Here is a 15,194-nt window from a genome sequence, read left to right as displayed (position 1 = left end):
GAGTTTGAATGCGAGAGTCTTGGTCATTGGCTTTCCTTGAGCAAAGACCCAACCCAAACAGTGGCTTGGTCTGGACTGGATTGGCGTTTCCGAAGTGTGGCGGCACGTCTATGAAAAATTGCTAATTTCGGATCTTGTGGCCAAGAGAATCGACACCTGGAGCGAAGCCTATTCGCAGCGCGGCCAGAGAAAGCCGTTCCCAGGAAAGCAAAGAACCGCTGAATGTTTCGAAGCTCCGCACGGTTGCCGTGTCGGTATTGTGCCGACACGCCGCAAAACCTGATCCGGCGTCATCCGACAACAAGCGCACGAAAAAGGGCGCCGGATGGGCGCCCTTTTCATCTTCAATCAGGAGGTGTGTCAGTCGTGCGGGGTGACGACAGTGTGCTTGTCGTCGTAGAGGAACTTCACATCATGAACCCCGTTGAGGACGGCAATATCCGTCGCATTGCTTCCCGTTCCAATGGTGACAACCGTGTTGCCGCCCTCAAGCCTGGTATCGATCGCGGCCATTCTCTGGCTTGCCGTTGCCGCTTCACCGAGCAGGCTGTCAAGAAGCGCGGATACGTCCAAAGTATCGCCCTCCGAAAGCTTGTAGTCGGTAATCACGTCACGAACATCCATGTCATCGAAGGCGGTCTGATCGAACACGAAAGTGTCAGCACCGCTACCACCGGTCAGTATGTCTCTCCCCAGACCACCGAACACAACATCGTTGCCGGTACCGCCATTCATGAGGTCGTCGCCATCGCTACCAATCAAGATGTCGTGGCCGCCCAGACCGTTGATGGTAACACCACCGTCGTCGGCATTCTGAACGGTATCAACATCCGGCTTTTCATGCGGCGTTGTCGAGGATACGAGCACAGACTGACCGATGGTCGGAGTTGCGTCTATCTCCCATCCGTAGAAGTTCTTAGTTTTGGCGGTAGTATACGCCGAGACGCTCAGCGGCTGAGACGTGGTCAAAACAAAGCTGTTGAAATCACTATTATAAGCAACGCTTATCAAACCTTGAGGCTTGGTTGTATCATTATTGATTTGCTGAACAAGGCTAGCTGCAGCGACGTCAAACCGTTTGTCATGGCCGCTGCCACCGTTGAGCGAGTTAACGATGTAGGTTTCGTTGCCAATGACCAAGTGGATTTGGCTGTCTTGGCCAGAGTTGAACTTGGTGATTGTATTCGGAAAATCGACGGTCCGAGTGTAACGTGACATCGAGGGTGCGTTCGCGATGTCCGCGCTTACCGAAAAGGCATTGTCGGTTCCCGGCTCACCCGTCAGGGTAACGGTCGTTCCGGACCAATCACGATCTATCCCCTCGGAATTCAGCAGTTGTTGCAAAGTCTGCCCGCCCCCCACCGGCGCTGTCATCAGCAGAGCATTGTACACAGCAGTTGCCGAAGTTCCGTCTGCCACCACCGTGTGAGAGAAGATCTTGCCATTCAAAGTAATCTCCACCACGTCGCCAACATCATAGCTGTTGGAGAACTTAATGGTCGTGATTTGCCCCACGGGCTTTGCAACTCCGACAATAATCTCATCGCCGTTTGTGCCGTTCAGCGTGTCGGAATAGCGCTGCTCCACTGTAACGCGGGCAGAGTTGGAGTAGTCTTCACCGTCGAACGCGCGATAGTCGAAGCGGCCCCCAACTCGGCCCGTGTCGATGACAATCACGCCGTCGGGGCTCGTATACGCGTCCAGCCCACTGCGCTCCGAGATCGACGTGACAGAGAGATTATCACTGTCGACATCAGTGTCGTTGAACAACAGCGCCCAATCCGGCACCTCAAATTCCGTTCCCACGCCCGCATTGGTGATGATCTTGTCGGCAAACGCTTCTGGAGCGTCATTGACCGCCTGCACGTTTACCACCAGGTTGGCCGTAGTCGTATCGCCATCACCATCGACAAGCGTGTAGGTGAAGGTTTCGGTCGAATTGGACACCAGCTCCGCCGGAGCGTTGTAGGTCCATTCGCCGGTTTGGAAGTTGAAGATCAGCGTCCCATCGAGCGGGCTGTTCACCGCTATGCTTACACCGGTGATCGTCCCGGTTTGCATACCCGACTTTGTGATCGTGGTGGCGCCATCCCAAGTGTAGGTTACCCCACCGACCGTGATCGACAGAATGCGGCCACCATCGGCGCCGAAGCTATCATTGGCGCGGACGTTGCCGGAGGCTGTTGTCGGGACAACGGGCGCACCGACAGTTCCGAGAAGAATCGGGTCTGTGGGCGAGGTGATCACAATGACATTATCGACATTGTTCGGGAACGCGATCTGGCCGAGATCACTGTCATTTTCCGACACGTTGTTGCCGACGCCGACTGCGTAGGAGTCGATATCGTTATCGCGAAGGAAGTTCTCCCAATCCCGCAACTCAGAATTGCTCAAATCGTCATCATCATCGACCCGACCATCGGAAAAGAAGTACAGAGACGTGTTGGTGCCTGTCAGGTTATGGCCGCTGTTCGCATCCATGATGGCTTCAACAGCGTCGTCATACTCGGTGCCACCATAGGGGTTCGGGATGTTGTTCCGGATATAGGCGATGGCTTGGTCCTTCGTCATCCATTCTTCTGCTCTGGCATTGCTGGCGAAGGTTACGATCATGACCATGGCAGCGTCGCTCGCCGTGATCAGGTTGATCGCTGCCTGCTTGGCCACGCTGAGGCGGGACGCGGAGCCCTGACCGTCGACCGGCTCAGACATGCTGCCCGAAACGTCGAAGGCGAGGATCAGATTGCCGCCCACTGCCGGGTCGGATTCGCGAACCGTTGCGCTTTCGCCGATCGCAACCGGGCCGTCGTCTTCGAACCGGATCCGACCGCCGACTTCCACTTCGCTGACAGCCTTGTCGTCGTCGTAATCGGTGACGGTGAGGACGGCGTTGATCTTGCCGGCAAGCGTCTGCAGCGCAGTCGACGGGTTGCCGTCAGTCGCGTCATCGGTTTCGTCGTGGTCGAACGGATAATCATCGTGCTTGATCGAGACATACTGGACCAGAGAAAGGGTGCCAGTGTCCGAAAGATCCAGGGCAAACGCGGCCCGGTCGGACGCGTCGACGGTGGAGTTACCGTTCGAGTCATAGCGGCCTACAACCAGGCCGTTCTCCAGGAACAGCACGATCGAGCGGCCATCCGTGGTGAAGAGGCCCGAGGGGGTGCCGTTTCCACCGATGATTTTCAGATCCCACTCGATCTTCACGTCGTCATCGGCGCCGACGTTAACTTCGGCGGCGACGAAGTTCGCCTGCTGGGCGAACTGAGCCGTCATATCTGGGTCGGAGCCCTTGAGGGTCACGCTGTCAAAGATCGTGAGCGCCGAGGTATCGTCATCCTGCGTCCCAGCCGTTTCGTCAACCACAAGCCTCTCGTTGGTGTTGCGAGCAGTAGCGGTCGGAACGTCGTCGGTCACCTTGATGGTGAAGGCGCCGTCCAGGGGAACCGAGTCGCCGTCAAAGTCCGTCGCGGTGATCAGCTTGCCGAAGTTGATCGAGGTGACATCCGGGACCGACGGGGAATTCTGCAGATCGGTATTCTGATCCGCGATACCCTGACCGTCGCCATTGTCATCAAACGGACGGTCGTGGTCGAGCTGGTCGAAAAGACGGAACTCATAGGAGCCGTCTTGATTGAGCTTCAGCGAAAAGACCAGACGGTCGTCGTTCTTGTCGTAGCTTTCACCCGTATAGGGGCCCTTGTTGTCAAAGGCGTAGAGGACACCGTCCGCCTGAAGGTCGAAGCTCAGAAGCTCGCCCTTCGACTTGAGGCCGAGGGCCGAGAGCTGACTGCGGATCGAAGCCTCATTGATGAACGCGAAGGTGAGCGGATCGTCTGCACCGCCTTTCACCAGATTTGCGAGCGAACCGGAGATGAAAGCGGGCCCGGGCTGGTTGTTGCTGGGGCTGTCCGTATAGGACTTGTCTTGCTCGGCGCCATCATTGGGGCTGGTACCGAGCGATTCACCCGGTACATTTGCACCGATGGTCGAGATGTCGTCCTCATCGATGGTGCGGTCTTCCTTGACGCCGCTGAGGACCGGAATGTCGTCCTTGATCGTGATCGAGAAGGCGTTCTTCAGCACAACGCTGTCGCCGTCATAGTCGGTCGCCTTGATGATCGAACCGAAATCGATGGCCTCGACCTCGATGACCCGGGGACCGTTCTGCAGATCGATGTTTTCGTTGGCGCCCGCATAGGGACGATCGTGGTCAAGCTGGTCGACCAGTTCGAACGTATAGGAGCCGTTCTCGTTGAGCGTCAGCTTGAAGACGAGACGATCGCCATTGTCCGGATCATAGCTATCGCCCTTCTGTGGGCCGGCATTGTCGAAGGCATAGAGCACGCCATCGCGAATGTCGTAGCTGAGTTCAGCGCCCTGGGACTTGAGCCCCAGAAGGTCGAGGGTCGACCGGGCAGTGTTCTCGTTGATGAAGGAGAACTTCACGGTGTCGTCGGCACCGCCCTTGATCAGGTTGGCGAGCGAGCCGGAAATGAAGGCCGGGCCTTCACCATTGCTGCTCGGGCTGCCGGTAAAGGACTTGTCGATGCTGTCGCCGTCGTTCGGGCTGGTGCCGCTCGATTGGTTGTTCTTGATGTCGTCTTCATCGATGAAGCGGTTTTCTTTCGCGCCACTCAGTTCCGGAACGTCGTCCCGGATCTTGATCGAGAACACGTTGTCCAGCGAAACGCTGTCACCGTCATAGTCGGTAGCCTTGATGAGCCCGCCGAAGTTGATTGAGGTGACGTCGCGGAAGGCCAGACCGTCCTGGAGGTCAAAGTTTTCATCGGAATTGGTCGGCCGTTCCCGGAAATCATCGCCGGGCGCGTCGTGGTCAAGCTGGTCGTAAAGACGAAACTCGTAAGAGCCGTTGGCATTCAACCTCAGTTCGAAAACCAGACGATCACCGAACTGCGGATCGTAGCTCCTGCCAAGATCAGGGCCAGCGTTGTCGAAGGCGTAGAGGACGCCGTCACGAATCTCGTAGCTGAGCTCCGCCCCCTTGGAAGAAAGGCCGAGTCTCTCCAGCATGCCGCGGGCAACATCACCGTTGATGAAGGAGAAGGTCAGCGCTTCGTCGGCACCCGACTTCACCAGGTTGGCCAGCGTGCCGGAAATGAAGGCCGGACCGGGGCGATTGTTCGCGGGGCTGTCGGTGTAGGAGTCATCGGCACCGCCATCGTTCGGGCTCGTTCCGAGCGATTCACCAGGAATACGGTCGCCAATCGTGGAGATATCGTCTTCGTCGATCGTGCGGTGTTCGGAAGCACCGCGAACGAGTTCCGGAACGTCGTCCGTGATGGTGATGGAGACGAAGCCAGTCAGCGGCGTGCTGTCGCCGTCGTAATCGGTGGCTTGGATCACGGCACCGAAATCGATTGCGGTGACGTCGACCAGCGGCAGGATGTCCTGCAGATTGGAGTTCTGATCCGCACCGGAGTCAGGGCGAACATGGTCGAGCTGATCGTGGAGTTCGAACGTGAAATACCCCCATGAGTCGACCTGAAGGGAGAACACCAGGCGGTCCTGACCGGCATTGTAGACGACGCCCGGCGCTCCGGCATTGACGAATGCGTAGAGCGTGTTGTCGATGACGTCGAAGGACAGTGGCCCGCCCTTGGAGGTCAATCCCAGCTTGGCCAGCTCGGCACGGGCTGCCGCTTCGTCGATGATCGAGAACCGGGTCGAGCGGTTGTCGGCACCGAAATCGACAATCCCGTAAAGATTGCCCGAAACGGTTGCAGGCCCTGGCCCGTTGGAGAACTGGTCGCCCGTGAACGAGCCGTCGCGCACCGCACCGTCATTCGGGCTGGTACCAAGCGATTCACCTGGGTACTCCTTGCCAATCGTCGAGATGTCATCCTCGTCGACCGTGAATTCGAGCTTCTCGCCGCGGGCAACAGGTTCATCGTCTTCGACGCGAACCGTGACTGTGCCATCGACACTGTCACCGTCGGAGTCCGTCGCGGTAAAGGGAATGGTGAAGTCGAGGAAGGCGACCGGTACGCCCGTGAACGAAGGCTGAGCGTCATCCCCTTCCAAGACCAGTGGACCGAAGACAGGCCCTTCGCTGTTGTTTGTGCCGGGCACATAGTGATCGAGATTGCCGATCAACTCGAACGTGTAAGAGCCATTGGCCGTCGTTGGATCGAGCGTGATGATGAAAACATCACTGAAGAAGTCGCCCTCGGAGATCCGAGCAGGGGCCAAATCATCACCACCGTCGATGACAGACGGGATCAACATGCTCTTGAACGCGATCAACTGGTAACCGCCGTTCCACACGCCGCTCACGACAGTCCGCTCGATACGGTAATCAAGCGGAATTCCATCGGATTTCAACCCGTTCAGCGCGGGAATGGCAGCAACGATTTCGGCATAGCTCGACTCAGTCGTCAGCCCCGTGAAGCTGACCGTGCGGCCGACCGGATCGTCGTCGTTGAAGTTTCCGTCAGTGACATCCTCGTTCTTCAGATCGTTGTCAGCCCCCCAACGGATTGCAAGAGAACCCTGGGCGGTGGAAGCCTGGAAGTCTGAGAACGGACTGTCGAACAAGATCTTGAATTCGGGCTCGGGTCCCTCGCCCTCGCCATTGCCGGAAGGCAATGTATCTTCGGTCAGCACTCCACCAACCGGCGTACCGATGGTCGGAGCATCGTCTTGTATGTCGATATTGAAGGAGCCTGTGACGCTGTCGCCATCGCGGTCGGTAACCGTGTAGGTGAAGCCGAGCCGCAGAAGATCGTCCAGATCATCCTGCGAACCGTTGCGGCCTGCGTCCGGATGCTCAAGCTTACCGACGAGTTCGAATGTAAAGTCACCCGTAACGCGATTGGTGACTGTAATGGTGAACACCAGGTTGCCGCCTGAATCACGACCCTCGAGCGCAACGAAGTCCAGATCCGTGCCGTCGGTCGGCGCCGGCAAGCTTCTGACCGTGATCGGGAGACCGCCCGACGTGAAGCCGCTGAGGACCTTCAGGCCATCCCCCTCATCCACATCGGACGCACCGGTGAAACGGATCGCGGAAATCGGCCCCGAATCCGGGCCCGGATTGAACGGCAGACGACCGTTAAAGATCCTGACGCCTTCGCCGCCGGCAATGACAGCTTCATCGTAGATGAAAGAGGTGGTCAGCGGGCTCGGGATGGAGGGGCGGCCAGCGCCGCCGAAAACCGCCGTACGAACTTCGTCGCCGGAGCTTGAATTGCCCAGCAGAGCGGTCGTCAGGGGGCTCGGGATGGAGGGTCGGCCAGCGCCGCCGAAAACCGCAGCCGTACGAAATTCGTCGCCGAACTCGGTATCGCCCAGCAGATCCGCCAGAGCGAACTCTTCCGGACCCGCGTCGATTGGATTATCGTTGAAGTTCCGGCTGGCGGCAGGTGTCGACTGTGCCGAGAAGGTACCATCCGGACCGGCTGCCACGTTGATGTTGGAGTCTTCCAGGGCTGCAAAGAGAGCAACCTGCGGCAGCTCGACATCGCCGATGACGAAGGTCGGAATGTTGGCTGCGCCGCCGATGACGGTTATTTCGGTGCCGTCGGCGAGGACGAGGACGAGATTGTCGCCGTCGACCTGGAATTCGAGGTTGTCGAGTTCGATGCCGGCTGGCAGCGTGACGACGTTCTGCGCGTTCGGCGTGACTTCGCTCGGGATCGTCGCAGCTGCCGTCTGGACAGGCTGCTGAGCCGGGAGACGATCGGTGCGGTTGTCGGGCGTTTCCGCCTGAGCGACTTCAATTCCTTCTACAGTCTCGCGAACGAAACCCAGATCCTGCTCGACCGCAGAGTCGAAATCCTTGGCTGCGGAAGTATTATCGATGCTGGAGAGACGCGGATCTTCGATGGACATGGTAACTCACCCCTTAACAAGTTGGATGCAGTTAAATCCTGATAAAGGGAAGACGCAATAGTTTGTTAACCTAGGCCGCATAACCTGTTATGCTTGCATAGGCCAATATTGAACTTGAAGTTAATTTCGGAGGAAAAAAGCCGAGTTTTCGACGGTCTATTAAAATTTTATACTTTCTAGAATGCCATCGCATGGAAGAGCACAAGTTCTCTCCCTACCGAAGTAACCTTGAGTTCAGTGGCTCGTGCTCTTTCACAGGACAGCTCCGTACCCGGCTCGCCATGCAGAATTGCAAATCGACACATCTGGACTGCCGCAGTAGGACAGATGAACCAGCTTCCTCGTTCGACAAGCCACCAGCCATGAAGCACATCGCAGGGGGCATCAAGAACAAAACTCGAAGGGACAGTGCGGTTTTCCCGCCAGGCGGCCCCTGCGGTAAAGCGGAAAGCGACACCATGTTCGTTGCGGGCGCGGCGAAACGACGGTCCGCTCGGACAGCGGGTAAGGTAAGGTCTTGTCGCTTATCGTCGTGCGGATTGGTTTTCAGATGAAACGAGCATCAGCGTTCCGTCACCGATAGGACACGCCGGCATGCATCTTGGTCCTGCGCAGGAACACCAACGCCATGCGGATCAACCCTCAGTGACTGATCATCCAGGGTCGAGCTGAGGGGAAGACCTTGGCACCATCCGCGCGATACACCGACTTCGACTGTTTCGGTGCGCCGGAACAGCAGCTGCAGCCGGCCCCGTGGGACTTCGATGTCTTGGGTTCGTGGGCCGCCTTCTCGTTTGTTCCAATCGCAGTTCGCGTCGCCTTGTCCATCAAGGCGAAGAAGGGCGTCGAGAAGAAGGCCCTTGGCGAAGGCGTCCCGCATCGCGGGCAGTCGCAAGGGTCGCCCGAAATCGCCATTGGCCGGTTCTCGGTGAAGCCGCCGCAATCCGGGCAGTTGTAATCGTAGTTGGGCATGATCGGTCTTCCTCCGGATGTAAATCAAGACGCAGGACACGGCCGTACAGCGCCCTGCGTCTGAGCGTCAAAGGTCGCGAGCCAACGGCACGTCGATCTTGCCATCGAGGAACTTCTTCGGCCCGTCCGCACCCGGCTTCATGTCGAATTCGAAGATGTCGAGCGGCAGCCAGAGCGTGGCGCAGGCGTTTGGAATGTCGACAACGCCGGAGATATGGCCCTGGACCGGCGCCGTGCCGAGAATGGCATAGGCTTGCGCCCGGCTATAACCGAACTTCGTCATATATTCGATCGCGTTGAGGCAAGCCTGGCGATAGGCGATGTGCACATCGAGGTAATGCTGCGTGCCACTCTCGTCGACGGAAATGCCCTCGAAGATCAGGTAGTCGTCATACTTCGGCGTGATCGGCGACGGCCGGAAGATCGGGTTCTTGATCCCGTATTTCGACATGCCGTCCTTGATCAGCGAGACCTTGATATGCAGCCATCCAGCCATTTCGATCGCACCGCAGAAGGTGATCTCGCCATCGCCCTGGCTGAAATGCAGGTCACCCATCGAAAGACCGGCGCCGTCGACATAAACGGGGAAATAGATCTTCGATCCACGCGACAGGTCCTTGATGTCACAATTGCCGCCATGTTCCCGCGGCGGTACGGTGCGCGCGCCTTCTGCGGCAGCCTTGTCGTGTGCCTCGCCCTTGAGGCTGCCCATGTGGGCTGTCGGCCCACCATCCGGCAGCGTCGCCAGGGCCGGCACCCGTGCCGGGTCGGTATCGAATAAGGCCTTTTCACGGCTGTTCCACGTCTCCAGCATCCTGTGATCCGGCAGGCAGCCGATCAGGCCGGGATGGATGAGCCCGGCATATTTGACCCCTGGCACGTGGCGCGAGGAGGTAAACATCCCGTGGAAGTCCCAGATCGACTTCTGCGCCTCGGGGAAGTGTTCGGTCAGGAAGCCGCCGCCGTTCTTCTTGGAGAAGAAGCCGTTGAAGCCCCAGAGAGAGTTGTCGAAAGCACCGATGTCGAGGATGTCGACAACCAGCAGGTCGCCAGGCTGCGCCCCCTTGACGCCGATCGGTCCGGACAGGAAATGCACCTGGCTGAGATCGACGTCGCGAACGTCGGCAGCATCGTCGTTATTCTTGATCTGGCCGCCGGTCCAGTCATAGGTCTCGACCAGGAAGTCGTCCCCCGGCTCGACCCAGCAGGCCATTGGAATGTCCGGGTGCCAGCGGTTGTGGATCTTCTCGTTGGTATAGGGCGACTCGCTGAGATCGACCTTGATCAGGGTATCGGGCATGGCTTGGCTCCTTCCTTGGATGTGAAGCGGCTGGGTTTCGTGGGATCAGACGGAGAGGAAGCTGGAGACGCGGGCCTCGTCGATGCCGGCGCGCGGGGCCTCATGAACGAATTCGCCCTTTTCGATCACCAGCACCCGGTCGGCCATATCGAGGGCAAAGCTCAACACCTGTTCGGACACGACAATGGATAGGCCGATCTCGTCGCGGATCCGGCACAGCGTTCGCGCCATTTCCTTGATGATCGATGGCTGGATGCCTTCCGTCGGCTCGTCAAGCAGCAGCACCTTCGGCTTCGACGCCAGCGCGCGAGCGATCGCCAGCTGTTGCTGCTGACCGCCGGAGAGATTGCCGCCACGCCGCCCCTTCATCTCAAGCAGCACGGGAAAGAGTTCGTAGATCTGCCCCGGCACGGCCTTCTCGCCGGTCACGGTCAGCCCGGTCTCGATGTTTTCCTGGACGGTGAGCGTTGAGAAGATCATCCGCCCCTGCGGCACATAGGCGAGACCTTTGGCCACCCGTTCGTAGCTTTCAAGCCGCTCGACCGGGGTCTCGCCGATCCGGATCGATCCGGCGGCGGAGGGAACGACCCCCATCAGCGACTTCATCAGCGTCGTCTTGCCCATGCCGTTGCGACCCATGATCGCAACAATCTCGGCGGGTTTGACGTCGAAGGACAGACCGTGAATGACTTCGCTCTGGCCGTAGCTGACCTTCAGTTTTTCGACAGACAGCATGACGATCTCCTAGTGACCGAGATAGACTTCGACGACCCTTGGGTCGTTCTTGACGCGCTCCATGCTGCCTTCCGACAGGACCTTGCCCTGGTGCAGCACGGTGACCCGGTGGGCGATGTCCTCGACGAACTTCATGTCGTGCTCGATGACGATGACCGACTGGTTCTTCGTGATCATGTTGAGGAGTTCCGCTGTCTTGATGCGCTCGGCAACGCTCATGCCGGCCACCGGCTCGTCGAGCATCAGAAGCCGCGGCTTCTGGATCAACAGCATGCCGATCTCGAGCCATTGCTTCTGCCCATGGCTGAGGATTGCCGCATCGGTATTCAGAAGATCCTTGAGGAAGATCAGCTCGGCCACTTCCTCGACCCGCTCGATGACCTCCTTGTCCCGGCGAAAGGTGAGCGCACCGAAGACGGAGCGACCACGAGGAAAGGAGAGTTCGAGGTTCTCGAAGACGGTAAGATCCTCGTAGATCGACGGGTTCTGGAACTTGCGACCGACACCCGCATGCACGATCTCGTGCTCGCGCATGCGGGTGAGCTCCCGACCATCGAACCGGATGGAGCCGGACGTCGCCTTCGTCCGCCCGCAGATGAGATCGAGCACTGTGGTCTTGCCGGCCCCGTTCGGTCCGATGATCACGCGGATCTCATTCTCGTCGACATAGAGCGACAGGTCGTTGACCGCCTTGAAGCCGTCAAAGGACACGGTGAGAGCGTCGATACTGAGGATGAAGTCTTTGGCGGGTTGAGAAGCAACTTGCATGCTGGCCTCCATCATTCGGCCGCTTGCGGCTGCGTCAGCGGCGCGCGTTTCAGGAAGCCGGGTAGCCGGCGTGTCACGAACGGCTCGACATGGTCCTTGACTACGCCGGCAAGGCCGTAGGGGAAGGCCATGACGACAGCGATGAACAGACCGCCCATGGCAAACAGCCAGAGTTCGGGGAAACTTTCGGAAAAGGTCGTCTTTGCGGCATTGACGAGAAGCGCGCCGTAGATCGCCCCGAACAGCGACAGGCGTCCGCCGACGGCCGCAAAGATCACCATCTCGATGGAGGGCACGATCCCGACGAAGGACGGCGACATGAAGCCGACCTGCAGCGTGAACATCGCACCACCGATGGCTGACATCGCGGCGGCCAGGCAGAAGATGAAGATCTTGAAATTGGCGACGTCATATCCGGAGAAGCGAACCCGGTCCTCGCGATCCCGCATGGCGATCAGCAATCGGCCGAACTTCGAAATGCGGACCGCCTGGGCGAGAAGCAGCACGCCGATCAGAAGCACGGCGTTGACGAAGTAGAGGATCAGCTTGGCCTCGTCAGTACGGATATCCCAGCCAAGCAAGGTCCTGAGATCGGTGATCCCGTTGACACCGCCGGTATAGCCCTGCTGGCCGATAATGAGGATGGTGAGGATCGCGGCAACGGCTTGGGTGATGATGGCGAAATAGACCCCACCGACACGCCGCTTGAACATGGCCGAACCAATGATGAAGGCAAAAATCGACGGCACCAGAATGATCGCGGCAAGTGTGAAGGAGAAGGAATAGAAGGGCGCCCACCATGACGGCAGCGTGGTGATCTGGTTCCAGTCCATGAAGTCGGGAATGCCCGGCGTCGACTGGATCTTCGTCGCCTCGGGCGTGGAGGCCTCAAGCTTCAGGAACATGGCCATGCAGTAGCCACCGAGACCGAAGAATATCCCCTGACCGAGGCTGAGGATGCCCCCATTGCCCCACAGCAGCACGAGGCCGATGGCAACGAAGGCATATGTCAGATACTTCCCGATCAGATTGAGCCGAAAGACATCCAGCCCCAGCGGCAGGACAATGAGCAGCAGCGCAGCGAGGACAGCGAAGTAGAGCCATTCCTTGCGGGAGAAGAGAAAGCCGACAGCAGGCATGGGAGGTCTCCTTAGCGGCGGATGTTGAGGGAGAAGAGGCCTTGCGGGCGCAGCATCAGGATGCCGACGACGGTGAGCAGCGTCAGAACCTTGGCCATGGAGCCGCTGAGGAAGAATTCCATCGTCGACTGGGCCTGGGAGATGGTGAAGGCCGAGGCGATGGTACCGATCAGACTGCCCGCGCCGCCAAAGACGACCACGAGGAAGGTATCGACAATGTAGAGCTGTCCAGCCGTTGGTCCGGTCGAGCCGATCATGGTGAAGGCGGAACCGGCAATGCCCGCGATGCCGCAGCCGAGCCCGAAGGTCATGCGGTCGACCTTCTTGGTATCGATGCCGACGGCACCGGCCATGACGCGGTTCTGCACCACCGCGCGCACCCGCTTGCCCCAGGACGAGCGATACATGAGGAAATAGACACCGGCGGCGATGATCAGGGTGAGCGCCATGACGAAGAGGCCGTTGAGCGGCACCTCGATCGTATCGCTGACGGCAACGGACCCCATCATCCAGTCAGGGAGGGTTACGCCGACTTCGCGGGCGCCGAAGATCGAGCGATACAGTTGCTGCAGCACGAGCGACAGGCCCCAGGTGGCCAGCAGCGTGTCGAGCGGTCGACGATAGAGATGACGGATCAGCGCCCATTCGACGAAAACGCCGAGCGAAAACGAGGCTGCGAAGGCAAGCGCCATGGCAACGAAGAAGTAGAAGGGGAAGAGCCCGGGCAGATAGGTCGTCACCAGGGTCGAGACGAGATAGGTGACATAGGCGCCAAGGATCATGAACTCCCCATGCGCCATGTTGATGACCCCCATCTGTCCGAAGATGATGGCAAGACCCAGTGCCATCAGCACGAAGACGGAAAACAGGATCAGCCCTGCAAAGCCCTGCATGGCCAGGATCGAGAAGAATTCGCTGTAGGTATAGTCGCCGATCATTGCGTCACCTCGCATGCCCTCGAAAAATGTTCGGGAAAAAGGGGCCGGCCAGGCCGGCCCTCCAGACGGGGAACGAGGCTTATTGATAGCCTTCCGGGAACGGATCGGGCTCCATCAGGTCCGTGGTCTCGTAGACGACGTCGTACTGACCGTCGGCGCGGGCATGCCCGATGCGGGTCTTGGACCAGAGGTGGTGGTTCTCGTGAACCTTCACATAGCCTTCCGGAGCCGTGGTCAGTTCTATGCCGGGCGAAGCGGCGCGCACATTGTCGATGTCGAAGGAACCTGCCTTCTCCACCGCAGCCTTCCACAGCCAGGGGCCGAGATAGGCGGCCTGGGTGACGTCGCCGATGACGATATTGTCACCCCACATCTTCTTGAATTCGGCGACGAACGACATGTTGTTCTCGTTCGGCAGGCTCTGGAAATACTTCATGGCGGCATAGGCTCCGACCATGTTTTCCCCGCCGATGCCAAGGATCTCGTCTTCGGTGACCGAGATCGTGAGAAGCAGCGGCTTCTCCTTGGTCATGTCGATGCCGGCAGCCTTCAGTTGCTTGTAGAAGGCGACGTTCGAACCACCGACGACGATCGCATAGATCACATCGGGCTTCTTCAGCTTGATCTTGTTGATCACTGAGTTGAACTGCGTATGGCCGAGTGGGTAGTATTCTTCGCCGACGACTTCGAGGCCGAGCTTCTCGATGTGCTTGCGGGCGATCTTGTTGGAGGTGCGCGGCCAGATATAGTCGGAGCCGAGCAGGTAGAAGCTCTTCGCACCCTTCTCCTTCACCACCCAGTCGATGCCGGCGAGAATCTGCTGGGTCGCTTCCTGACCGGTATAGATGACGTTCGGCGACTGCTCGAGCCCTTCATAGAAGGTCGGATAGTAGAGCATGCCGTTATACTGCTCGAAAACCGGCAGAACGGCCTTGCGCGAGGCCGAGGTCCAGCAGCCAAAAACGGCAGCGACCTTGTCCTCGACAAGCAGCTTCTTCGCCTTTTCGGCAAAGGTCGGCCAGTCGGAGGCACCGTCTTCCTGGATCACCTCGATCTTGCGACCGAGAATACCCCCGCTGGCGTTGATCTGCTCGATGGCAAGCTTCTCGGCCTGGACGGAACCGGTTTCGGAAATCGCCATGGTGCCGGTCACGGAATGCAGGATGCCGACCTTGACCGTGTCGTCGGTCACGGCAAGGCCCGTCGTATTGACCGCCGCGGTAGACGTGTCCTGGGCAAGCAGCGGTGTATTGAGGGCGGCCAGCAGGGGGATCGATGCCACGCCCACAAGCAGGGCTCGGCGACTGATGCTCATCTGTGGGGTCTTGGGGTCTTCAGACATGGCGTGCCTCTTTATCGTTCTAGGAGGGTTGCGGCGGGGCTGGCAGCAGTTGAACCGGCCAACTGGCAGTAAATTCGTCGCAATTTGTGCAGCGCAACAATGGAGCGTTTGACGTATACCCACCCGGGTCTTTGTCCCCTATGATT

General features: G+C 58.9%; 8 protein-coding genes. All 8 read right to left on the bottom strand.

The genetic code is table 11. The features are described 5' to 3' along the window. Positions 1-360 precede the first annotated feature (360 nt). The gene (locus H6M51_RS22755) at positions 361-7,854 is read right to left on the bottom strand and encodes a DUF5801 repeats-in-toxin domain-containing protein (RefSeq protein WP_185812103.1); all 7,494 of its coding nucleotides are present in this window, start codon (positions 7,852-7,854) and stop codon (positions 361-363) included. A gap of 642 nt (positions 7,855-8,496) precedes the next feature. Further along, positions 8,497-8,826 carry a zinc ribbon domain-containing protein gene (locus H6M51_RS22750; RefSeq protein ID WP_185812102.1) on the bottom strand — a complete coding sequence of 110 codons (330 nt, stop codon included), beginning with the start codon at positions 8,824-8,826 and terminating at the stop codon, positions 8,497-8,499. Between the two features lie 67 nt (positions 8,827-8,893). Continuing rightward, a complete protein-coding gene (gene fmdA, locus H6M51_RS22745; RefSeq protein ID WP_185812101.1) occupies positions 8,894-10,126 on the bottom strand; it encodes a formamidase in 1,233 nt (410 codons plus the stop codon). A gap of 45 nt (positions 10,127-10,171) precedes the next feature. After that, the gene (gene urtE / locus H6M51_RS22740) at positions 10,172-10,861 is read right to left on the bottom strand and encodes an urea ABC transporter ATP-binding subunit UrtE (protein ID WP_185812100.1); all 690 of its coding nucleotides are present in this window, start codon (positions 10,859-10,861) and stop codon (positions 10,172-10,174) included. 9 nt (positions 10,862-10,870) lie between these two features. Continuing rightward, a complete protein-coding gene (urtD, locus tag H6M51_RS22735) occupies positions 10,871-11,629 on the bottom strand; it encodes an urea ABC transporter ATP-binding protein UrtD (RefSeq protein WP_185812099.1) in 759 nt (252 codons plus the stop codon). A gap of 11 nt (positions 11,630-11,640) precedes the next feature. Further along, positions 11,641-12,768, bottom strand: a complete 1,128-nt coding sequence (urtC, locus tag H6M51_RS22730) for an urea ABC transporter permease subunit UrtC (RefSeq protein WP_185812098.1) — start codon at positions 12,766-12,768, stop codon at positions 11,641-11,643. Positions 12,769-12,779: 11 nt separating this feature from the next. Then, positions 12,780-13,706: an urea ABC transporter permease subunit UrtB gene (gene urtB / locus H6M51_RS22725; protein WP_185812097.1), complete on the bottom strand. Its 927-nt coding sequence runs from the start codon at positions 13,704-13,706 to the stop codon at positions 12,780-12,782. Between the two features lie 79 nt (positions 13,707-13,785). After that, positions 13,786-15,048 carry an urea ABC transporter substrate-binding protein gene (gene urtA, locus H6M51_RS22720; protein ID WP_185812096.1) on the bottom strand — a complete coding sequence of 421 codons (1,263 nt, stop codon included), beginning with the start codon at positions 15,046-15,048 and terminating at the stop codon, positions 13,786-13,788. Between the last annotated feature and the right edge of the window lie 146 nt (positions 15,049-15,194).

Source organism: Rhizobium sp. AQ_MP, from assembly GCF_014237835.1.
GTDB lineage: Bacteria > Pseudomonadota > Alphaproteobacteria > Rhizobiales > Rhizobiaceae > Allorhizobium.
This window is presented reverse-complemented; position numbering and strand designations above follow the sequence as displayed.